Origin of the sequence: Streptomyces sp. ICBB 8177 (genome assembly GCF_003144095.1) — a bacterium.
Lineage (GTDB): Bacteria > Actinomycetota > Actinomycetes > Streptomycetales > Streptomycetaceae > Streptantibioticus_D.
This window is the reverse complement of the sequence record NZ_NSKH01000023.1, coordinates 284,082-305,660: the sequence shown is the minus strand read 5'-3', so window position 1 is coordinate 305,660 and position 21,579 is coordinate 284,082. Positions and strand designations below refer to the sequence as shown.

Here is a 21,579-nt window from a genome sequence, read left to right as displayed (position 1 = left end):
CCGGGGCCGGGCGGATCAGTCCTCGTGACCGAGCCGCAAGTCGCGTTCCGTGCGGCCGCCGCCCGCCACCTGAAGGACGGTGGCGACCGGTGGGTACCCCGCAGCGATCACCGTGTACGAGCCGGCGGCCAGGTCGACGAAGCGGAACACCCCGTCCGTGCCGGTGGTGACGGAGTCGACGACGTTGCCCGCGGCGTCCAGCAACGTCACGCGGGCGTCCTCGACCGGACGGCCGCCGGGGGCTCGCACCGTGCCGCGCAGGACGGCTCCGCCCGCGAGTTCGACGTCCTGCCGGGTCTCGCGCGCCGCCTGCACCGACACCGGGAGCGCGGCGGGCCGGTACGCAGGGGCGCTCGCGGCGAGCGTGTACTCCCCCGCGACCAGATCGGTCAGCACGTAGGCGCCGTCGCGATCGCTGCGGGCGCCGGCGACGACCTCGCCACGCACGTCGGTCAGGGTGACCACGGCGTCGTGCACAGGGGTGCCGTCGGCGGTCAGCACGGACCCGGCCAGCCGTCCCGCGCCGCCGAGCACCACGTCCAGGTCGACGGGCCGGTCCCCGACGGTGAGGCTCACCGCCTGCGGCTGGTGCCCGCCCGCCGCCGCGATCAGGACGTAGCTGCCGCTGCCCGGCGTGGACAGTGCGTAGCGGCCGTCGTCACCGGTCGCGCCGCGGCCGATCTGGCGTCCGGAGGAATCGATGAGGGTGAGGGCGGCCCGGGCCACCCGGGTGCCGTCCGCGTGCTGGACGGTGCCGCACACCGGTACGCCGACGCCGGCCGCGCCGCCCGGGCGGGTCTGCGGGGGTACGTAGGCGTTGGCGGAGGCGTCCGCGGGCGTGCCGTCGTGGGTCGTCACCAGGGGTTTCTCCTTGAACAGGAAGGCGGTCAGGAAGCCGAGGGCGAGGGGCGGCACGAAGTAGAGGAAGATGTGCGGCATCGCCTCCGCGTACGCCCGTACGTAGGCGTCGCGCAGCGGCGCGGGCAGGGCGCGCACGAGCTGCGGAGTGATGGAGTCGGGACTGGGCAGCCGCACCGAGTGCGGGAGGCCGGCGGCGAGGCGTTCGGTCAGGCGGCGGGCGAACAGCGTGCCGAAGACGGCCGCGCCGACCGAACCGCCGATCTGCCGGAAGTAGTTGTTGGCGGACGTCGCGACGCCCAGGTCGTCGGGGGCGGCGGAGTTCTGCACCGCGAGCAGGAGGACGGGCAGGGTGAGGCCGACGCCCAGACCCAGGACGGCCATCCAGACGCTGTACACCGGGCGCCCGGTGTGTGCCGTCAGGCCCGACAGCAGCCACAGGCCGGCGGCGGCCAGCGCGCAGCCCAGCAGCGAGTAGACCTTGAGGTGGCCGGTGCGCCCGATGAGTCTGCCGGAGGCGATGGAGGCGACCACCACCCCGCCGGTCATCGGCAGCATCAGCAGGCCGGATTCGGTGGCCGACACGCCGTCGGCCATCTGCAGGAAGGTCGGAAGGTAGCCGGCCGCGCCGAAGAGGGCGACGCCGGTCACCACGCCGATGACGTTGGAGACGTTGAAGACGCGGTCGCTGAACAGCCGCAGCGGGATGACCGGTTGTACGGCGAAGCGCTCGACCAGAAGGAAGAGCAGGGTGGAGGCGAGCGCGCCGCCGCCCAGGCCGAGGATCACGTGCGAGCGCCAGGCGTAGCGCGTGCCGCCCCAACTGGTCAGCAGCACCAGGCAGGTCGAGGCCGAGGTCAGCAGCAGCGCGCCCAGCACGTCGAAGTGCGCCCGGACGGCGGGGGCGGGCAGCCTCAGCACGGCGGCGATCACCAGGAGGGTGAGCACGCCGAACGGCACGTTGACGTAGAAGCACCAGCGCCAGGAGGCGTGGTCGGTGAAGAAGCCGCCGACCAGCGGTCCGGCGACGGAGGCCAGGCCGAAGGCGGCGCCGATCACGCCCAGGTAGCGTCCGCGCCGCTGCGGGGGCACGACGTCCGCGATGATCGCCTGCACGCCGATCATCAGGCCGCCGCCTCCGACGCCCTGCAGGCCGCGGAAGACGATCAGCTCGTTCATGGTGTGCGACCAGCCCGCGAGGGCGGACCCGATGACGAAGGTGACGATCGCGAACTGGAAGACGGGCTTGCGCCCGAACAGGTCGCCCAGCTTGCCGTAGATCGGCAGCCCCACGGTCGACGCCAGCAGGTAGGAGGTGACCACCCACGACATCCGGTCCAGACCGTGCAGTTCGCCCACGATCTTCGGCAGCGCGGTCGCGACGACGGTCTGGTCGAGGGCGGCGAGCAGCATGGCCAGCAGCAGCCCGACGAACACCATGCGCACCCGGCGCGGACTGAGCCCCGCACCCCGGTCTGCCGAGGGACCACTGTCGCCGGGGCCTTCCTCGCGCTCGTAGGAGGCCACGTCCCCGGCACTCTTCGCGAACGTACCCGCACCCGCACCCTTGGCGAACGCGCCCGCGCCCTTCGCGAAAGCGCCCGCGTCTGCACCTTTCACCAACGCGTCCGCGTTCGCACCTGTCACGAGCGCGCCCGCACCCGCACCCTTAACGAACGCATCCGCACCCTTCGCGAACGCGCCCACTCCGGCACCCGCGTCCGTACCACTCGCGAACCCTCCCGCGCCGGCACCCTCACCCGAACTCCGAGGCAGCCCCTCGCCAACGGCGCCCCCAGTGTCGGCAGTTGGAGTCACGGCCCTCGCGAGGTCGTCATACGGGCCCGGGATCTCGATCTCGACCGTGACCGTGCCCGCCGGCCCGGAGACCCCGGCCGAGCCGAGCCCGCCGGATGCGACGGCACCAGGTGTGGCTCCGTGTGCGGCACCGGAGGCCGGGACGGCCCCGGGGAACGGGGACGGGGACGCGGACGCGCCCGCCTCGGGCGACGGCCCCGCACCCCGTACCGGCTGTGCGCGTGCCGACGATCCTCCGTTCGCCGGAGGTTCCCCGGCCGTCAGTCCGGCCAGTGCGGTCCCGCCCACCTGCTGCTCCCCTCGTCCGCCCACGCGCGAGCCGTCCGCCCGTTCGCCCGCGCGCGAGTCGTCCGCCCGCTGCGCGCGCCCTTTTCTCGCATTACGCACCATCGGCGAGCAAGCGAGACGTTTCACCGCGAGGGGATGCGGGAATGTCCGCCAACTCCCTTGCGATACACGGGAACTGGCGCCCCATCAGGGGCTTTCGGAAGGGCGGGCGCGCGCCGGGCGCACGCCCCACCCCTCCGCAGATCCACTCGATCCGGTGAAGCGACGACTGGGCCAACCGAGGTGGGCGACAGGTGGGCGGTGTCCACTCCCGGGACACGGGACCGCGACGGAGGCCGCCGCGGGAGGCCGACGGGAGACGAGTTCGCCGGGCGGAGTGGGCGACGGACGGTCGCGCGGGGCAGCCGCCGGGAGGTCGCGCCAGGTAGCCGCCAGTAAGTGGCGGGCGGCGGTGGCTACTTCTCCACGTGGGCCGCGAGGTTGGCGAGGATCGCGTCCTGGATGCGGTTGAGCCCCTTGGGGGCGAAGGTCTTCTCGAAGAAGCCGCCGATGCCGCCCGCACCGGCCCAGGTGGTCTCGACGACGACCTTCGCCTTGCCCTCGCCGGCCGGGGTCACCGTCCAGGTGGTCACCATGCTGGAGTTGCGGTCCTTCTCCACGAGACGGCCCGGCTGCGGCTCGCTGACCTCGAACAGGCAGTCACGCACCCGCTTGCTCGTGGCCTGGAGCTTCCAGTGCACGACGGTGCCCGCCCCGGCGCCGCCCTCCCGCACCTCGTACTCGCTGAACTGCTCGGGCAGCAGTTCCCGCCGGGCGTGCGCGTAGTCCGCGAGGGTGCCGAACGCCGCCTCGGGGGTGGCGGCGACGACTCGCTGGGTGGTGGCCTCGACCTGCGCCATCTGTACGTCCTCCGGTCTCTTCCAGGCATCGCCTCCCGGAGTTCGACTCCCCGGGGATCACCTGTGCTGACGGCAAGCCAACCACCGCGGCCACGCCCACCCAAAATCGGGGACCCGGCCGGCAGCCACCACCCACCCGCAATCGAAAATTACTCGAACAATATTCGTTCGCGTGTTCTAATGCTAGGGACGGGCCGCCGACGGGACGCGGGCCGAAGAGGGGAACGCGGGCAGGACGGGACCAACACGGCGGAGGGCGGCAGCGGCATGCGATGGGACAACCTCGGCGACGACGATCAAGCGGCGGGCGGGGGACCGGCGGCGAGCGGAGGTCGGGCCGCTCCGGCGCTCTTCGGAACCGGCCTGGTCAGCCGTACGTTCGACACGCCCGAGTTCCGTGGCATCACCTTCCACGAGATACGGGCCCGCTCGATACTCAACCGGGTCCCGGGCACCTCGCGGATGGCGTTCGAGTGGACCGTCAACCCGTACCGGGGATGCAGCCACGCCTGTGTCTACTGCTTCGCCCGCAAGACGCACAGCTATCTGGACCTCGACACCGGGCACGACTTCGACTCGCAGATCGTGGTGAAGGTCAACGCGCCGGAGCTGCTGCGGCGCGAGCTCGCCGCGCCGCGCTGGCAGGGCGCGCACGTCGCGATGGGCACCAACGTGGACTGCTATCAACGCGCCGAGGGCCGCTACCAGTTGATGCCCGGCATCATCTGCGCGCTGCGCGACTTCGCGAACCCGTTCTCGATCCTCACCAAGGGGTCGCTGATCCTGCGCGACCTGCCGTTGCTGGAGGAGGCAGCCGCGGTCACCTCCGTCTCCACCGCGGTCTCGGTCGGCTTCACCGACCGGGAGCTGTGGCGCGACGTCGAACGCGGCACCCCCTCGCCGCACAAGCGCCTGGAGGTGTGCCGGACGCTGACCGAGCACGGCATACCGTGCTCGGTGCTGATGGCGCCGGTGCTGCCGTTCCTGTCCGACGCGCCGGAACGGTTGCGCGAGACGGTGCGGGCGATCGCGGAGGCGGGCGCGACCTCCGTGACACCGCTCGTGCTGCACCTGCGACCCGGCGCCCGCGAGTGGTACTTCGCCTGGCTCGCCGAGCGCCACCCGGGGCTGGTGCGGCGCTACGAGGCGATGTACGCGGGTGGTTCGTACGCGCCGAAGTGGTACCAGCGACGGATCACCCGGCAGGTTCACGAGTTCGCCGCCGAGTTCGGCATGGGCCCGACCCGGCGCGGCGGATCGCGCGGCATCCCGCAGGACGGCCCACCGCCGCGGCCCGCGCCCCCGCCCGAGCCCGAGGCCGAGCCGGTGCAGCTTTCGCTCATCTGAACGCGGTCCAAATCACATGCGCGTTCCCCTGGCGATCAAGTTACCCGCGAGTTACTCTCAAGCCGACGAGTCCGTGATCCGCCGACCGCGGTGATCGGGCCCGCCGAGCACGACGGCCTGGTGACGCAGCCGCCGTGCGCCGCACCACCAGAGCACCACCCGAAGCACGACCCAGCACCACGCAACGAAGAACCACAGCACCACCAGCACCACGCGGTATTTCGTCGGTTCGGCATCGCCTGGCGCGGCCCCGGGACAGGGCCCGCCGCTTTCACCGGCTCGCGCGCACAGTGACGTGCACGCGATGACCGGTCATTCAACTCCTTGGCCGTACGGGCACGTCGCTACGCCCTCGGCACCCCCTCAGTCGTCACGCCCCCTTTTCGTCGGGGCACACTCCCTGGAGTTCCGCGATGGACCGTCCGTCCGCTTCCTCCCTCTCGCGCTCCCCTTTGCACGTCATCGCCGTCGTCGGCCTCGGCACGATGGGATCCGGCATCGCCGAGGTCCTGGTCCGCGCCGGCCACGAGGTGATCGGCATCGAGCCGAGCGAGCCCGCCGCGACCGCCGCCGTGGCCGCGCTGGAGCGCTCCACCGCCCGCGCCGTCGAACGCGAGCGGATCACCGCCGCCGAACGGGCCGAGGCACTCGCCCGCTTCCGCGTCTTCGCCGACCTGCAGGCCGCCGCCGACGCGGACCTGGTCATCGAGGTTGTGCCGGAGAACTACGATCTCAAGCGCGAGGTCTTCACCGCGATCGACGCCATCGTGCGGCCCGAGGCGATCCTCGCCACCGGCACCAACGCGCTGTCGGTGACCCGGCTGGCCGCCGAGACCACCCGCCCCGAACGCGTCCTCGGCCTGCACTTCTTCGCGCCCGCGCAGGCCATGAAACTGGTGGAGGTGGTCTCGACCGTGCTGACCGGGCCGGAGGCCACGCAGGCGGTGACCAAGCTGGTGACCGAGCTGGGCAAAGAGGCGGTCCCGGTCGGCGACCGCCCCGGGTTCATCGCGGACGGGCTGCTGTTCGGCTACCTCAACCAGGCCGCCGCGATGTACGAGGCGCGCTACGCGACCCGGGAGGACATCGACGCGGCGATGCGGCTCGGCTGCGGTCTGCCGATGGGACCGCTCGCGTTGCTGGACCTGATCGGCATCGACACCGCCCGTACCGTGCTGGAGGCGATGTACGCCGCCTCGCACGACCGCCTGCACGCGCCCGCGCCGATCCTCGGCCACCTGGCCGCCGCCGGGCTGACCGGCCGGAAGGCGGGCCGCGGCTTCTACACCTACGACGGGCCGGGCGGCCAGAGCGTGGTGCCCGACGCCCTCACCCCGGACGCCGCCTCGGGCGCGACCGCCGGGCGTGCGGTGCGCAGTGTCGGGGTGGCCGGGTCGGGCACGATGGCGACCGGCATCGCGGAGGTGTTCGCCAAGTCCGGTTTCCCCGTGGTGCTGGCGGCCCGCAGCGAGGAGAAGGCGCGGGCGGCCGTCGCCCGTATCGCCAAGTCGCTGAAACGGTCGGTCGACAAGGGCAGGCTCTCGCCCGAGGACCGGGACGCCACGCTGGCCAGGATCACCCCGTCCGGCACGCTGGACGCGTTCGCCGACGTGGACCTCGCGGTGGAGGCGATCGCCGAGGAACTCGGCCTCAAGCAGGAGCTGTTCGCCGCCTTCGACAAGGTGTGCAGGCCGGGCGCGGTGCTGGCGACCACCACCTCCTCGCTGCCCGTGGTGGAGATCGCGGCGGCCACCTCGCGGCCGCAGGACGTCATCGGCATGCACTTCTTCAACCCGGCCCCTGCCATGAAGCTGGTCGAGGTGGTCCGCACCGTCCTGACCGCCGACGACGTGCGCGCCACGGTGCACGAGGTCTGCGCCCGCGTCCGCAAGCACCCGGTGGACTGCGGCGACCGCGCCGGGTTCATCGTCAACGCGCTCTTGTTCCCGTACCTGAACAACGCGGTGAAGATGGTCCAGGAGCATTACGCGAGCGTGGACGACGTGGACGCCGCGATGAAGCTGGGCGGCGGCTACCCGATGGGCCCGTTCGAACTCCTCGACGTGGTCGGCCTGGACGTCTCACTGGCGATCGAGCGGGTGCTGCACCGGGAGTTCCGCGACCCGGGGCTGGCTCCGGCGCCGTTGCTGGAGCACCTGGTCTCGGCGGGCTGCCTCGGCCGCAAGAGCGGTCGCGGCTTCCGCGAATATGCCAGGGCCTGACGACGGTTCGGGCTGGAACGGGGTCTTCCCCGGCCTGGCACACGGCCGGGGAGGACCGCCGCCCGCGGGGCCGGCGGCGAAGGGGGCGGCGGGGACCGGAAAACGGACGGCGCCGACGTCAGCTCGGGAAATGCGTTACGTTCCCAGCATGTCCCAGCCGCGCACCAGCACCCGTACCACCGCACAGCGGCACCGCGTGCGGCAGGATCTCGCCACCGCAGCGATGCGGCTGTTCACCACCCAGGGGTACGAGGCGACCACGGTGGACGAGATCGCCGGGGCGGCCGGGGTGGCCCGCCGGACCTTCTTCCGGCACTTCCGTTCCAAGGAAGAGGCGATCTTCCCCGACCACGACGACACGCTGGTGCGGGTGCAGGCGGTGCTGGACAGCGCGGAGCCGGGCGAACACCCGCTGGACACCGTGTGCCGCGGCATCACCGAGGTGCTGCGGATGTACGCGGAGTCCCCCGAGGTCTCGGTGGAGCGCTACCGGCTGACCCGTTCCGTGCCGGCGCTACGGGAGCACGAGATCGCTTCGGTGGCCCGGTACGACCGGCTGTTCACGCGGTATCTGCTGGGCCACTTCGACGAGGCGGCGCATCAGCCGGGCGACGACGACCCGCTGCTGGCGGAGGTCGCTGCCTCGGCGGTGGTCGCGGCCCACAACCACGTGCTGAGGCGGTGGCTGCGGGCGGGCGGCAAGGGCGACGTGGAGGCCCAGCTGAACCGGGCGTTCGACGTGATCCGCAAGACCTTCGGCACCGGGATGGGGATCGGGCGCTCCGCGCGCGGCCAGGTCCCGGCGCCCGTGCCCGTACCGGTCGAAGGGACCGCCGAGAGCGAGGGTGAGGTGGTCGTCGCGGTGGCCCGGACGGACGCCTCCCCCGCGGAGGTTCTGCGAGCGGTGGAAAAGGCCCTGGGCAGGGGCTGACCCCGCCCGTTCCCCCTCGGCGCAGCCGCAGCTCGGCGCACCCCGCGCGGCTGCGAGCGTGGCCCCGTCCGCCCCTGACCAGGCACGACCCCACCAGCGCTCACCAGGCCGGCACGCGCCACCCACCCACGAGGCCACCGAGCCTCCTACGGTCCGCCGCCGGCGCCCCCACACGGCCGCGGGAGCCTGGCGCATCCCTTCGCCCTCTCCCCCTGTTGCGCCCGGGCCCCGTTCGGCGAAAATTAATGGCACGCAGTGTCTTTACTGCTGGCACCGCGTGCCATACGGTTGTCCCAGTCCGGACGGGCGGCGTGCGGCGATCCCTCGCACACCGTCTGTCCCCAAGCGTCCGGACGCCTGCGTCACAGGCTCTTGTTCGCGGTACGTCACCTGCGTTCCGCGGCCCTGTCCGTGCGACAGCCACGGACCGCAGTACCCGCCGAACCGACGGCACACCCGAGACCCCAGCGTTCCCTCAAGCGTCCCCGAAGACGCTTCGCCGGAGGCCCCAGTGAACGAGATCCTCGACGCGATCCTCGCGCCCGACACCACTTCCGCCGACTTCGCGGCCCTGCCGCTGCCGGAGTCCTACCGCGCCGTCACCGTCCACAAGGACGAGGCGGAGATGTTCGACGGGCTCGCCACCCGTGAGAAGGACCCGCGCAAGTCGCTGCACCTGGACGACGTGCCTGTCCCCGAACTCGGCCCGGGCGAGGCCCTGGTGGCCGTGATGGCCTCCTCGGTCAACTACAACTCGGTCTGGACGTCCATCTTCGAGCCGGTCTCCACGTTCGCGTTCCTGGAGCGCTACGGGAAGCTGTCGCCGCTGACGAAGCGTCACGACCTGCCGTACCACGTCATCGGCTCCGACCTGGCGGGCGTCGTGCTGCGCACCGGCCCCGGCGTCAACGCCTGGAAGCCCGGTGACGAGGTCGTCGCGCACTGCCTGTCGGTGGAGCTGGAGTCGGCGGACGGCCACAACGACACCATGCTCGACCCCGAGCAGCGCATCTGGGGCTTCGAGACCAACTTCGGCGGTCTCGCCGAGATCGCGCTGGTCAAGTCCAACCAGCTGATGCCCAAGCCCAGGCACCTCAGCTGGGAGGAGGCCGCCGCCCCCGGCCTGGTCAACTCCACCGCCTACCGGCAGCTGGTCTCCCGCAACGGCGCCGGCATGAAGCAGGGCGACAACGTGCTGATCTGGGGCGCCTCCGGCGGCCTGGGCTCCTACGCCACCCAGTTCGCGCTGGCCGGCGGCGCCAACCCGGTCTGCGTGGTCTCCAGCCCGCAGAAGGCGGAGATCTGCCGGTCGATGGGCGCCGAGGCGATCATCGACCGCAACGCCGAGGACTACAGGTTCTGGAAGGACGAGCACACCCAGGACCCCAAGGAGTGGAAGCGCTTCGGCAAGCGCATCCGCGAGCTGACCGGCGGCGAGGACATCGACATCGTCTTCGAGCACCCCGGCCGCGAGACCTTCGGCGCCAGTGTCTACGTCACCCGCAAGGGCGGCACCATCACCACCTGCGCCTCGACCTCGGGCTACATGCACGAGTACGACAACCGCTACCTGTGGATGTCGCTCAAGCGCATCATCGGCTCGCACTTCGCCAACTACCGCGAGGCGTGGGAGGCCAACCGCCTCATCGCCAAGGGCAAGATCCACCCCACGCTGTCGAAGACCTACAGCCTGGAGGAGACCGGTCAGGCCGCCTTCGACGTCCACCGCAACCTGCACCAGGGCAAGGTCGGCGTGCTGGCGCTCGCCCCGCGCGAGGGCATGGGCGTGCGCGACGAGGAGACCCGCGCCAAGCACATCGACGCCATCAACCGCTTCAGGGACATCTGAGCGCCGGCGCGCACGCAGGCACACGTCACGACACGTCGAAGAGAGCGCTGTTTCGATGACTGAGCGTCAAAAGGATCGTCCGTGGCTGATGCGGACCTACGCCGGGCACTCCACCGCCGAGGCGTCCAACGAGCTGTACCGGCGTAATCTCGCCAAGGGCCAGACCGGCCTGTCCGTCGCGTTCGACCTGCCGACGCAGACCGGTTACGACCCCGACCACGTCCTCGCCCGCGGCGAGGTCGGCCGGGTCGGGGTCCCGGTCGCCCATCTCGGCGACATGCGGCGGCTGTTCCAGGACATCCCGCTGGAGCAGATGAACACCTCGATGACCATCAACGCCACCGCGATGTGGCTGCTGGCGCTGTACGAGGTGGTCGCCGAGGAGCAGGGGGCGGACGTCTCCAGGCTCCAGGGCACGACGCAGAACGACATCGTCAAGGAGTACCTCTCGCGCGGGACGCACGTCTTCCCGCCGGGGCCGTCGCTGCGGCTGACGACCGACATGATCGCCTACACGGTCGCCCGCATCCCCAAGTGGAACCCGATCAACATCTGCAGCTACCACCTGCAGGAGGCCGGGGCCACGCCGGTGCAGGAGGTCGCGTACGCGATGTCCACGGCGATCGCGGTGCTGGACGCGGTGCGCGACTGCGGTCAGGTGCCGCGGGAGCGGATGGGCGACGTGGTCGCGCGTATCTCGTTCTTCGTCAACGCGGGCGTGCGGTTCGTCGAGGAGATGTGCAAGATGCGGGCGTTCACCCGCATCTGGGACCGCGTCACCCGGGAGCGTTACGGGATCGAGGACCCCAAGCAGCGGCGCTTCCGCTACGGCGTCCAGGTCAACTCCCTGGGCCTGACCGAGGCGCAGCCGGAGAACAACGTCCAGCGCATCGTGCTGGAGATGCTGGCCGTCACCCTCGGCAAGGACGCCCGCGCCCGCGCGGTCCAGCTCCCCGCCTGGAACGAGGCGCTGGGCCTGCCCAGGCCCTGGGACCAGCAGTGGAGCCTGCGCATCCAGCAGGTCCTGGCGCACGAGAGCGACCTGCTGGAGTACGAGGACATCTTCCGCGGCAGCCACGTGATCGAGGCGAAGGTCGAGGAGATCGTCGCCGAGGCGTCCGCCGAGATGGACCGGGTGCAGGAGATGGGCGGCGCGATCCCGGCCGTCGAGTCGGGCTACCTCAAGTCGCAGCTGGTCTCCTCGCACGCGCTGCGGCGGGCGCGCATCGAGTCGGGCGAGGAGAAGGTGGTGGGCGTCAACTCCTTCCAGGCCACCGAGCCCAGTCCGCTCACCGCCGATCTGGACACCGCCATCATGACGGTCGACCCGGCCAACGAGGCGCGGGTGGTCGAGGCGCTGGAGACCTGGCGGGCGGAGCGGGACGAGGCGCGGGCCAAGGCGGCCCTGGAGGCGCTGAAGGACACCGCCGCCGGCGACGCCAACCTGATGGAGGCCACCTTGGAGTGCGCCCGCGCCGGGGTGACCACCGGCGAGTGGTCGTTCGCGCTGCGGGAGGTGTTCGGCGAGTTCCGTGCCCCCACCGGGGTCAGCGGCGCCCCGGTCGCGGTCGCCGCCGAGGAGGGCACACCGCTGGCCGAGGTCCGGGCGAAGGTCGCGGCCACCGCCGAGGCGCTGGGCGTCGGCAAACTCCGGCTGCTGGTGGGCAAGCCGGGGCTCGACGGGCACTCCAACGGCGCCGAGCAGATCGCGGTTCGCGCTCGTGATGCCGGTTTCGAGGTCGTGTACCAGGGGATCCGGCTCACGCCCGAGCAGATCGTCTCCGCGGCGGTCGCGGAGGACGTGCACTGCGTCGGATTGTCCATCCTGTCCGGTTCGCACGGCGAACTCGTGCCGGACGTACTGCGCCGGCTGCGGCGCGCCGGCGTGAGCGACGTTCCGGTCATCGTCGGTGGGATCATTCCCACCGCCGACGCCGAGGCGCTCAAGGCGCAGGGCGTCGCCGCCGTGTTCACGCCGAAGGACTTCGGCATCACCGAGATGATCGGGCGGATCGCGGACGAGATCCGGCTCGCGCACAACCTGGAGGTCTGACGATGCAGTTCGGGCGCACGTACGAGGAGTTCGAGGTCGGTGCGGTCTACAAGCACTGGCCGGGAAAGACGGTCACGGAATACGACGACCATCTCTTCTGCCTCCTCACCATGAACCACCACCCGCTGCACATGGACGCCAACTACGCCGAGAAGACGACGGATTTCGGCAAGAACGTCGTGGTGGGCAACTACATCTACTCGTTGCTGCTGGGCATGTCGGTGCCGGACGTCTCCGGAAAGGCGATCGCCAACCTGGAGATCGAGTCGCTGCGGCACGTCGCGCCGACCTTCCACGGCGACACGGTCTACGGCGAGACGACCGTGCTGGACAAGTGGGAGTCGCGGTCGAAGAACGACCGCGGCATCGTCTTCGTCGAGACCAAGGGCTACAAGCAGGACGGCACGCTGGTCTGCGTGTTCCGCCGCAAGGTCATGGTTCCCACCGCCACGTACACCAAGGAGCGCGGCGGCGAGCAGCCCGGCCGCCCGGAACTCTCCGAGCAGGAGCGATAAGTCGATGAGCCGCCTCCAGCAGACCGAGGGTCTGACCGAGATCCAGCAGGAGATCCTCAAGACCGTCCGCGACTTCGTGGACAAGGAGATCATCCCGGTCGCCACCGAACTGGAACACCGCGACGAATACCCGACGCAGATCGTCGAGGGCCTGAAGGAACTCGGCGTGTTCGGCCTGATGATTCCCGAGGAATACGGGGGCCTCGGGGAGTCGCTGCTGACCTACGCGCTGTGCGTGGAGGAGATCTCGCGCGGCTGGATGAGCGTGTCGGGCATCATCAACACGCATTTCATCGTGGCCTACATGCTCAAGCAGCACGGCACCCAGGAGCAGAAGGACCACTTCCTGCCCCGGATGGCCACCGGTGACGTGCGCGGCGCCTTCTCGATGTCGGAGCCGGGCCTCGGTTCCGACGTCTCGGCGATCCGCACCAAGGGCGTGCGCGACGGCGACGACTACGTGGTCAACGGCCAGAAGATGTGGCTGACCAACGGCGGTTCGTCCAACCTCGTGGCGGTGCTGTGCCGCACCGACGAGGGGCAGCCGCAGGACGCGGCGCCGCACAAGTCGATGACCACCTTCCTCATCGAGAAGGAGCCCGGTTTCGGCCCCAACGCCAAGGTGGCGGGCCTGACCGTGCCGGGGAAGATCGAGAAGATGGGCTACAAGGGCGTCGACACCACGGAGTTGGTGCTCGAGGACGTCCGGGTGCCGGCCGACCGCGTACTGGGCGGGCGCAGCGGCCGCGGCTTCTACCAGATGATGGACGGCGTCGAAGTGGGGCGCGTGAACGTCGCCGCGCGCGGGTGCGGTGTGGCGCGCCGGGCCTTCGAGTTGGGCGTCGAGTACGCGCAGCAGCGGCACACCTTCGGTAAGCCCATCGCCCAGCACCAGGCGATCCAGTTCAAGCTGGCGGAGATGGCCACCAAGGTGGAGGCCGCGCATCAGATGATGATCAACGCGGCCCGCAAGAAGGACTCCGGCCAGCGCAACGACCTGGAAGCGGGCATGGCCAAGTACCTGGCCTCGGAGTACTGCAAGGAGGTCGTGGAGGACGCCTTCCGCATCCACGGCGGCTACGGATTCTCCAAGGAGTACGAGATCGAGCGCCTGTACCGGGAGGCGCCGATGCTCCTGATCGGTGAAGGAACCGCTGAGATCCAGAAGATGATCATTGGGCGGCGGCTGCTCGAGGAGTACCGGATCCAGAGCTAGACCGAGCGTTATGTCCGTTTTTGTGGGGTTTCATCCGCAAGGAAAGTCACACCCTGTCATCGGTCGAGCGGCCATCGACTCGCCCTTGAGCTTGCCGAGTTGCTGGCCGCTACCGATACCATCGGGAAAAGCCGCCGTCCCCATGTCTCATCGCGGCACCCTCCGCTACGAAGGTCATCCATGCCCCACAGCCCATCCTCTGCACAACGCGGCCGGGTCCGCCTCGCGCGTGGAGCGTCGCCGTGGCTCCTCCCGACCGTCGCCGCCGCAGCGGTCAGCCTGACCCGAGCCCGTCGCTCCGGACGGTGGGCGGCTGTGGCCGTCCCCACCACCGCCCTCGCGGCGGGCATGCTGTGGTTCTTCCGCGACCCGGAACGTGAGATCGCTCACGGCCGGGTCATCTCCCCCGCCGACGGCGTGGTGCAGAGCATCATGCCGTGGAAGGACGGGCGCACCCGCGTCGCGATCTTCATGAGCCCGCTGAACGTCCACGTCAACCGGGCGCCCCTGGGGGGCACCGTGACGTCCGTCGAGCACATCCCCGGCGGGTACGTTCCGGCGTTCAACAAGGAGAGCGAGAACAACGAGCGGGTCGTCTGGCACTTCGACACCGAGCTGGGCGACGTCGAGATGGTCCAGATCGCCGGTGCGGTCGCCCGGCGGATCGTCCCCTACGTGCCGGCCGGCACCAAGGTCGAGCAGGGCGAGCGGATCGGCCTGATCCGCTTCGGCTCCCGCGTCGACGTCTACCTGCCGGAAGGTGTCGAGGCCGCCGTCGAGGTCGGCCAGCCCACACAGGCAGGGGTGACTCGCCTTGACCGTGATTGATCCCGACACCCAAGCCGCCTCCTGGGTCAGCGGGCTGGAGGAGGACGCGGCGGACGACATGCCGCTGTCCACCCGGCTGTCGATCGCGGACACCCTCACACTCGGCAACGCGACCTGCGGTTTCATGGCGGTGTACTTCACCACCACCGGCGTCCTGGTCCCGCACCTGATGGGCCGGACCGACGGCGGCATGACCCGGCACAGCGCGGCGACCGCCGTGATGCTGATGCTGCTGGCCTCGGTCTTCGACCTGTTCGACGGGCTGGTCGCGCGCAAGCTGCGCAGTTCGGCGATGGGGGCGGAGCTGGACAACCTCTCCGACCTGATCAGCTTCGGGCTCGCCCCGGCGTACTTCGTGGTCGTGTGGGGCATGGTCGCCAACGACGGCCACCAGCACGTCTCGGCGGTGGCCGCGATCGTGGTGGTGCTCGCGGTGGTGCTGCGGCTCGCCCGGTTCTCCTGCACGACCGTGCGGGACGGCATCTTCCAGGGCATGCCCTCCCCGATGGGCGCGCTGACGATCATCTCGGCGGTCCTGCTCCAGCTGCCGTTCCTGCCGACGCTGGCGATCATCGTGGGCGTGGCGTGGCTGATGGTGAGCCGGGTCGAGTACCCCAAGCCGCGTGGCCGCCTGGCGGTCGCCACCCTGTGCTGGATCTTCATCAGCATGGGCTGCCTGGCCGCCTGGGCCGCCGACTCCCCCGGCGCGCAGCGCCTGCTCCAGGCCGGTGCCGCGCTCCAGGTGGTGATGGCCGCGGGCATCCCGCTGTTCGCCGCGATCCGCCGGGTGAACACGATCCGCGGCAACCGCCGCGAGGCACGCGCCGCGCAGCTTCGGTAACCGTCCGCACGCCGACACCGTGCGTGAGGGCCCCGGGCGATCCGCCCGGGGCCCTCACGCGTTCTGCCGCGTTCTGTACGCGCGACGGTCGCCGAAGGCGTTACGGCCCGCGACGGTCGCCGAAGGCGCTACGGCGCCAGGAAGTCGCGGGCGAGCCGTTCGGCCTGGCGCTCCAGGAGGGCGCCCGCCTCGGCCATGCAGCGCGCCGGGTCCGGCTCCAGCTCGGTGAGGGCGTAGGCACGGCGGATGCCCGCGCCGCCCAGCGCCTCCGGGGGGAGCGCGAGGCGGCCGCAGACGGCCACCACGTCCACGCCGCGGGCGCGGGCCGCCTGGGCCACGCCCGCCGGGGCCTTGCCGTGCAGCGTCTGGGCGTCGAGCGAGCCCTCACCGGTGATCACGAAGTCCGCCCGCTCAAGCGCCTCGGCGAACCCCAGCAGCTCGAAGAGGACCTCGACCCCGGGCCGGAAGACCGCGTCAAGACCGACCAGCGCGCCGTAGCCGATCCCGCCGGCCGCGCCCGCGCCCGGCGCCTCGGCGGCCTCGGCGGCCTGCGGGCCCAGGGCGGCGCCCAGCACCTGCGCGTACCGCCCGAGCGCGGCGTCCAGCGCGGCCACGTCGTCCGGCGAGGCGCCCTTCTGCGGGCCGTACACCGCGGGGGCGCCCTTGGGGCCGCGCAGCGGGTTGTCGACGTCGCTGGCGAGCACGAACGCGGTCCCGGCGATCCGCGGGTCGAGCCCCGTGAGGTCGGCCCGCTCCAGGCCGGCCAGCGCCCCGCCGCCAGGACCCACCGGGCGGCCGTCGGCACCGGTGAAGACGGCTCCCAGCGCGGCCAGCATGCCCGCGCCGCCGTCGGTGGAGGCACTGCCGCCGACGCCCAGCACGACGGTGCGCGCGCCCGCGCCCAGCGCGGCCCGCAGCAGCTCGCCGGTTCCGTACGTGGACGAGGCGAGCGCGGAACGGCTGTCCGGGGTGACGTGGCGCAGGCCCGAGGCCTCTGCCATCTCGACCACGGCGACGTCCTCGCGCAGCGCCCAGGCCGCCGTCACCGGCTCGCCCAGCGGTCCGGTGACGGTCGTCGCGCGGCGCTGGAAGCCCACGGCGACCGCGGCGTCCACGGTGCCGTCACCGCCGTCCGCGACCGGCAGCGACTCCACCGGCAGGGCGGGCAGGGCCCGGCGCAGGCCCGTGGTGACGTGTTCGGCGACCTCGACGGCGGTGAGCGAGCCCTTGAACTTGTCGGCCGCGATCAGCACGCGCGGCAGCGCGCCCCGGCCGCCGTCCGCCCGGTGCTCCGTGTCCCGCCGGTGCTCGCCGTGCTCCTCGTGAATCTCTCCCACCTTGCAACTCCCATGGACCATGTCGCGCCCTAGGGACCCTATCCGCCAGGTGCCCCCGCTGCCCATGGGTGGACGGATGGTGAGACCGCCGGCGAACCCGGCGCGAGGGCGGACGCGGACCGGCACAATGGGGCGCGTGCCGCGGTATGCCGAGATCCACTTCGACGAGAACACCCGCGTACGGCTGGAGTTGGCGCCGGTGCGCGACCCCGCGCAGGACCACGACGCCGCCGCCTCCGTCCCGCCGCACGCGGAAGGCGTGCTCGGCTCGAAGATCGCCACTCGCGCCGGCGAGGTCGTGGCGACGCTGGAGCAGGACGCGCTGGAGCACGTCCTGCGGCCACTCGGGCCGCTGCTGCGCACGGTGCACGACGCGGTGGCGGCGGGGGACGACCCGCCGCAGCAGATCGCCGTGCAGTTCGGCCTCCAGATCGGCGAGGACCTGGCCCTGGGCGTGGTCGGCGCGTCCGGGCAGGCGACGATCACCGTCTCGGCCACCTGGCTGCCCGCGCGGCGGGACGCGCCCGGGCCGTGAGGCGGGTACGGCGCGCGCTCGAGTGAAACCGGTCAGCGCCCGACCGCGTACCCCTGCGCGCCCCTCGGGTTGGCTCCCGCCGACAGCACGCCGGTCTCCGGGTCGCGGGCGACCGCGCACAGCCTGCCCTCGGTCCACGGCCCGGCGACGGTGACGCGGTGGCCGCGGGCCCGCAGCTCGGCGACGGCCCGCTCGCCGAGCCGGGACTCGACGGTGAGGCTGCCGGGCTGCGTGGCGCGCGGGTGGAACGAGCCGGGGAAGGCACTGGTGTGCCAGTTCGGGGCGTCGATCGCGCCCTGGAGATCGAGGCCGCCGCGGACCCGTTCGCGCAGCGCGACGCCGAGGAAGAAGTTCAGACTCCACTGGTCCTGCTGGTCGCCGCCCGGCGTGCCGAACGCCAGCACCGGCTGCCCGTCGCGCAGTGCCAGCGAGGGCGTGAGCGTGGTGCGCGGGCGGCGGCCCGGGGTGAGCGAGCTGGGCAGGCCCGGCTCCAGCCAGGTCATCTGGAGGCGGGTGCCGAGCGGGAAGCCGAGTTCGGGTACGACGGGGCTGGACTGGAGCCAGCCGCCGCTGGGGGTCGCGGCGACCATGTTGCCGTGCCGGTCGACCACGTCCAGGTGGCAGGTGTCGCCGCGGGTCGCGCCGTCCGGGCCCACGGTCGGCTCCCCCGCGCCCGGAACCGCCATCGCCGTGTCGGTCGCGTCGGGCCCCACCGCCCGCGCGAGCCTGAGCGCGGCCAGCCAGGGTGTGCGTCCGCCGGGCCGGCCGGGACGCAGTTCGAGGGAGGCGGTGCCGCCGACCAGGGCACGGCGGCGGGCGTTGTAGGCGGGTGAGAGCAGGTCGGCGAGCGGAACGTCGGCCGCGTCGCCGTACCACGCCTCGCGGTCGGCGAACGCGAGCTTGGCGCCCTCGACCACGGTGTGCACGTACGCGCCGCTGCCGTAGGACAGTTCGCCGGTGCCCAACTCGTCAGGCAGGAGGGCGAGTTGCTGGAGGAAGACCGGGCCCTGGCTCCACGGGCCCGCCTTGGCGACGGTCCAGCCGTTCCAGTCGTACGTGACCGGGTCCTCGTAGTGCGCGGACCAGGCGGCCAGGTCGTCGCCGGTCAGGACGCCCGCGTGGCGTTCGCCCGAGGTGTCCGTGGCGGGCCGGGCGGCCCAGGCGGCCAGCGCCTCGGCGACGAAGCCTTCCCGCCACACCGCGCGGGCGGCGTCCAGCCGGTTCTCGCGGCTGCCGCCCGCGGCGTCGGACTCGGCGACGACGCGGCGCCAGGTGCGGGCGAGGGCCGGGTTGCGCAGCAGGGCGCCCGGCGCCGGGGCCCGCCCGCCCGGCAGGTACAGCTCGGCCGACGTCGTCCACTCGGTGGTGAACAGCTCGCGCACCGCCTCGACGGTGGCGCCGATCCGTTCGACCGCCGGGTGGCCGTGTTCGGCGTAGCCGATGGCGTACTTCAGCACGTCGGCCAGCGACTTGGTGCCGTGGTCGCGCAGCAGGAGCAGCCAGGCGTCGAACGCGCCGGGCACGGCGGCCGCCAACGGGCCCGTGCCGGGGACGAGTTCGAGTCCGAGGCCCGTGTAGTGGGCGATGGTGGCGGCGGCCGGGGCCGGGCCCTGGCCGCACAGCACCCGCACCGGGCCGCCGGCCGGGGCGAGGATGATCGGCACCTCGCCCGCGGGGCCGTTCAGGTGCGGCTCGACGACGTGCAGGGTGAAGGCCGCCGCGACCGCCGCGTCGAAGGCGTTGCCGTCGTCCTCCAGCACGGCCATGGCGGACTGGGAGGCCAGCCAGTGGGTGGAGGAGACCATGCCGAACGTGCCCTGGAGGGTGGGCCGGGTGGTGAACAAGGGCAGTCCTCTCGCGGTCGGGCCAGCAGGGATCTGTCCCGGCCGCCCGCGCCCCAAACGATCCGCGGCCGTGCGTCTCAAGTGACGGACGGACGCGGCCGGTTCACGGCCTCGGCAGGTCGAAGTAGTGCATCAGCCCGCCCGCGAGCCGCAGGTCGCCCTGCGCCCTCAGCCTGCGCACGAGGTACAGCGCGGGGCCCGAGGCGTTGCCGGAGGCGAGCCTGAGCAACTCGGGCGCGGCCATGGTGAGGGTCAGCCGGGGGGTGCGGTCGGTGGCGTGCGCGGTCACCACGCAGCGGCGGTCGGCGATGTGCGTCTCGTACGTGTCGACGGCGCCGCCCTCTCCGGTGATCCGCCAGCGCACCAGCGCGTCGCGGTCGCCGGCGGCGTCCGGACGAAAGAGCGTCTCCATCCGCCGGAACAGCTCGTCCAGGACGCGCCTGCGGTGGGGCCCCGCCATGATCCGGGCGGTCTGCCGGGCCGGGGTCGCCTTGACGATGCGGGCGAACTCGTCCGGCTCCACGCGGGCCAGCTCCAGCGTCCCGAGGTCCAGCGTGTCCAGGCCGGTTCCGGGGACGTGCGCGGGGCGGTCGCCGGTCACCATGGCGGGAACCCTTTCCGAGGTCTGACGCGCGGACGCCCCGAGGACGCTACTGACGGGTAAGTCACGGGTAAGGCTAGGACCGTGCCCCGAGCGCCGCAAGACGCCCTCAAGAAGGACAATACGGTCGCGTCGCGCCATGAGCGTCCCGGGGGCCTCAGCGCGACCGCCCCAGCGCCTTGAGCACCGCCTTCGCCGCGTGGTGGCCGCACATCCCGTGCACCCCGGGGCCCGGCGGGGTCGCCTGCGAGCACAGGAAGACCGCCGGGTCGCTCGTCGCGTACGGCACCCTGCGCAGCGCGGGGCGGATCACCGCGCGCAGTCCGGCCGTCGAGCCGCACAGCGCGTCGCCGCCCACGTAGTTGGCGTTGCGGGCCGCGAGCCGGGCGGGGCCGCTGACCGCGCGGGCCAGGACGCGGTCGGTGAAGCCGGGGGCGAAGCGCTCGATCTGCCGCTCGATGGCGGCGGTGGCGTCGCCGCGCCATCCGTTGGGCACGTGGCAGTAGGCGTAGAAGACGTGCTTGCCCTCCGGCGCCCGGCCGGGGTCGGCGAGCGTGGGCTGCGCGGTCAGCACGAACGGCACCTCGGGCTCGCGTCCCCGGGTCACCGCCCGCATCGCCGCGCCGATCTCGCCGTAGGACGGCCCGAGGTGGACGGTCCCGGCGCGGCGGGCCTGCGGCGCGGTCCACGGCACCGGGCCGTCCAGCGCGTAGTCGACCTTGAACGTGGCGGGCCCGTAACGGAAGCCCCGGTAGGCGCGGTCGAGGCCGGCGATCCGGGCGAGCGCGGTCGGCGAGGTGTCGAAGACGTAGGCGCGCGCGGGCGGCAGGTCGGCGAGCGTGGTGACCGTGACGCCGGTGCGCACGACGCCGCCGTGGACGCGCAGCAGGCTCGCCAGCGCGTCGGAGATGGCCTGCGAGCCGCCGCGCGCGAACGGCCAGCCGCCGTCGTGCCCGGCGAGCAGGAAGGTGAGCGCGCCGCCCGCGGTGACCGGCCCGGTCATCGGTCCGACCAGGTGGGCGGCGGCGCCGGCGAGCAGGCCGCGCGCCCGCTCGTCCCTGAAGCGCCGCGCGAGGAGGGCGACCGGCAGCCCGCCGACCGCCCCGAAGCGGGCGAACAGCAGCGGATCGCGCGGCAGCCCCGCCCACTGCGGCCGCAGCACGTCGCGCGCCAGCGTGTCCCAGCGGCCGGTGAACGGCTCCACCATCCTGCGGTAGGCGCCCGCGTCCCGCGTCCCGAGCGAGGCGGCGGTCTCGCCGACGTCGCGGGCCAGGACGGCGGCGGTGCCGTCGGGGAACGGGTGCGCCATCGGCAGTGCGGCGTGCGCCCACTCCAGGCCGTGCTCGCGCAGCGGCAGGCGGTTGAAGACGGGGGAGCCCGCGCCGAAGGGGTGCGCGGTGGAGCAGGGGTCGTGCCGGAAGCCGGGCAGCGTCAGCTCCTCGGTGCGGGCCCCGCCGCCCACCGCGTCGGCCGCCTCGTACACCTCGACGCCGAGCCCCGCCCGGGCCAGCTCCACGGCGGCGGTCAGCCCGTTGGGCCCGGCCCCGATCACGATCACATCCGTAGCGTCCCTGTCCACGCCACCACCGTGCCAGAC

General features: G+C 72.4%; 17 protein-coding genes. 10 read left to right on the top strand and 7 right to left on the bottom strand.

Features of this window, described 5'->3' with window-relative positions; all coding sequences use genetic code 11:
- Positions 1 to 15 precede the first annotated feature (15 nt).
- Together CK485_RS21830 and CK485_RS21825 are read right to left on the bottom strand one after the other, a co-directional pair.
- Positions 16 to 2,385: an MFS transporter gene (locus CK485_RS21830; RefSeq protein ID WP_241968594.1), complete on the bottom strand. Its 2,370-nt coding sequence runs from the start codon at positions 2,383 to 2,385 to the stop codon at positions 16 to 18.
- A gap of 1,034 nt (positions 2,386 to 3,419) precedes the next feature.
- Positions 3,420 to 3,863: an SRPBCC family protein gene (locus CK485_RS21825; protein ID WP_109453564.1), complete on the bottom strand. Its 444-nt coding sequence runs from the start codon at positions 3,861 to 3,863 to the stop codon at positions 3,420 to 3,422.
- Between the two features lie 267 nt (positions 3,864 to 4,130).
- Between CK485_RS21825 and CK485_RS21820 the strand changes: the two genes are divergently transcribed.
- Positions 4,131 to 5,210, top strand: coding sequence for an Rv2578c family radical SAM protein (locus tag CK485_RS21820; protein WP_109453563.1), 1,080 nt, complete (start codon positions 4,131 to 4,133; stop codon positions 5,208 to 5,210).
- A gap of 57 nt (positions 5,211 to 5,267) precedes the next feature.
- Here the strand turns inward: CK485_RS21820 and CK485_RS28825 are convergent, their stop codons facing one another.
- A complete protein-coding gene (locus CK485_RS28825) occupies positions 5,268 to 5,423 on the bottom strand; it encodes a hypothetical protein (RefSeq protein ID WP_158288233.1) in 156 nt (51 codons plus the stop codon).
- A 200-nt stretch (positions 5,424 to 5,623) separates the two neighbouring features.
- On the opposite strand from CK485_RS28825, the gene CK485_RS21815 reads away from it, so the two are divergent.
- The 8 genes from CK485_RS21815 (at position 5,624) to pssA (ending at position 15,665) form a co-directional block, all read left to right on the top strand.
- Positions 5,624 to 7,432 (top strand): 3-hydroxybutyryl-CoA dehydrogenase, encoded by a 1,809-nt coding sequence (locus tag CK485_RS21815; protein ID WP_109453562.1) that lies wholly within the window; start codon positions 5,624 to 5,626, stop codon positions 7,430 to 7,432.
- A gap of 130 nt (positions 7,433 to 7,562) precedes the next feature.
- Entirely contained in the window at positions 7,563 to 8,363 is an 801-nt protein-coding gene (locus tag CK485_RS21810) for a TetR family transcriptional regulator (RefSeq protein ID WP_109453561.1), read from the top strand.
- 511 nt (positions 8,364 to 8,874) lie between these two features.
- The gene (gene ccrA / locus CK485_RS21805) at positions 8,875 to 10,212 is read left to right on the top strand and encodes a crotonyl-CoA carboxylase/reductase (protein WP_109453560.1); all 1,338 of its coding nucleotides are present in this window, start codon (positions 8,875 to 8,877) and stop codon (positions 10,210 to 10,212) included.
- A 55-nt stretch (positions 10,213 to 10,267) separates the two neighbouring features.
- Positions 10,268 to 12,265, top strand: coding sequence for a protein meaA (locus CK485_RS21800; protein ID WP_109453559.1), 1,998 nt, complete (start codon positions 10,268 to 10,270; stop codon positions 12,263 to 12,265).
- A gap of 2 nt (positions 12,266 to 12,267) precedes the next feature.
- On the top strand, positions 12,268 to 12,780 hold the full coding sequence (locus tag CK485_RS21795) for a MaoC family dehydratase (protein WP_109453558.1): 513 nt from the start codon (positions 12,268 to 12,270) through the stop codon (positions 12,778 to 12,780).
- A gap of 4 nt (positions 12,781 to 12,784) precedes the next feature.
- A complete protein-coding gene (locus tag CK485_RS21790; RefSeq protein ID WP_109453557.1) occupies positions 12,785 to 13,996 on the top strand; it encodes an acyl-CoA dehydrogenase family protein in 1,212 nt (403 codons plus the stop codon).
- A 180-nt stretch (positions 13,997 to 14,176) separates the two neighbouring features.
- Positions 14,177 to 14,824 carry a phosphatidylserine decarboxylase gene (locus tag CK485_RS21785; RefSeq protein ID WP_109453556.1) on the top strand — a complete coding sequence of 216 codons (648 nt, stop codon included), beginning with the start codon at positions 14,177 to 14,179 and terminating at the stop codon, positions 14,822 to 14,824.
- Positions 14,811 to 15,665 carry a CDP-diacylglycerol--serine O-phosphatidyltransferase gene (gene pssA / locus CK485_RS21780; RefSeq protein ID WP_109453555.1) on the top strand — a complete coding sequence of 285 codons (855 nt, stop codon included), beginning with the start codon at positions 14,811 to 14,813 and terminating at the stop codon, positions 15,663 to 15,665. Before CK485_RS21785 ends, pssA begins: the two co-directional genes overlap by 14 nt.
- A gap of 128 nt (positions 15,666 to 15,793) precedes the next feature.
- Here pssA and CK485_RS21775 read toward each other — a convergent pair whose 3' ends face one another.
- On the bottom strand, positions 15,794 to 16,918 hold the full coding sequence (locus CK485_RS21775) for a glycerate kinase (protein ID WP_241968593.1): 1,125 nt from the start codon (positions 16,916 to 16,918) through the stop codon (positions 15,794 to 15,796).
- Positions 16,919 to 17,138: 220 nt separating this feature from the next.
- On the opposite strand from CK485_RS21775, the gene CK485_RS21770 reads away from it, so the two are divergent.
- Positions 17,139 to 17,537, top strand: coding sequence for a CU044_2847 family protein (locus CK485_RS21770; RefSeq protein WP_109454319.1), 399 nt, complete (start codon positions 17,139 to 17,141; stop codon positions 17,535 to 17,537).
- A gap of 32 nt (positions 17,538 to 17,569) precedes the next feature.
- Here the strand turns inward: CK485_RS21770 and CK485_RS21765 are convergent, their stop codons facing one another.
- From CK485_RS21765 to CK485_RS21755, 3 genes are all read right to left on the bottom strand, one after another.
- Positions 17,570 to 19,381, bottom strand: coding sequence for a gamma-glutamyltransferase (locus CK485_RS21765; protein ID WP_109453553.1), 1,812 nt, complete (start codon positions 19,379 to 19,381; stop codon positions 17,570 to 17,572).
- Between the two features lie 103 nt (positions 19,382 to 19,484).
- Positions 19,485 to 19,985: an SCP2 sterol-binding domain-containing protein gene (locus CK485_RS21760; protein ID WP_109453552.1), complete on the bottom strand. Its 501-nt coding sequence runs from the start codon at positions 19,983 to 19,985 to the stop codon at positions 19,485 to 19,487.
- A 154-nt stretch (positions 19,986 to 20,139) separates the two neighbouring features.
- Positions 20,140 to 21,561: an NAD(P)/FAD-dependent oxidoreductase gene (locus tag CK485_RS21755; RefSeq protein ID WP_109453551.1), complete on the bottom strand. Its 1,422-nt coding sequence runs from the start codon at positions 21,559 to 21,561 to the stop codon at positions 20,140 to 20,142.
- Between the last annotated feature and the right edge of the window lie 18 nt (positions 21,562 to 21,579).

Excerpts from the sequence above, each read along its gene's own strand:
- CK485_RS21825 (WP_109453564.1), bottom strand. The coding sequence starts at position 3,863 with ATGGCGCAGGTCGAGGCCACCACCCAGCGAGTCGTCGCCGCCACCCCC.
- CK485_RS21820 (WP_109453563.1), top strand. The coding sequence starts at position 4,131 with ATGCGATGGGACAACCTCGGCGACGACGATCAAGCGGCGGGCGGGGGA.
- CK485_RS21815 (WP_109453562.1), top strand. The coding sequence starts at position 5,624 with ATGGACCGTCCGTCCGCTTCCTCCCTCTCGCGCTCCCCTTTGCACGTC.
- CK485_RS21810 (WP_109453561.1), top strand. The coding sequence starts at position 7,563 with ATGCGTTACGTTCCCAGCATGTCCCAGCCGCGCACCAGCACCCGTACC.
- CK485_RS21800 (WP_109453559.1), top strand. The coding sequence starts at position 10,268 with ATGACTGAGCGTCAAAAGGATCGTCCGTGGCTGATGCGGACCTACGCC.
- CK485_RS21795 (WP_109453558.1), top strand. The coding sequence starts at position 12,268 with ATGCAGTTCGGGCGCACGTACGAGGAGTTCGAGGTCGGTGCGGTCTAC.
- CK485_RS21790 (WP_109453557.1), top strand. The coding sequence starts at position 12,785 with ATGAGCCGCCTCCAGCAGACCGAGGGTCTGACCGAGATCCAGCAGGAG.
- CK485_RS21785 (WP_109453556.1), top strand. The coding sequence starts at position 14,177 with ATGCCCCACAGCCCATCCTCTGCACAACGCGGCCGGGTCCGCCTCGCG.
- CK485_RS21760 (WP_109453552.1), bottom strand. The coding sequence starts at position 19,985 with ATGGTGACCGGCGACCGCCCCGCGCACGTCCCCGGAACCGGCCTGGAC.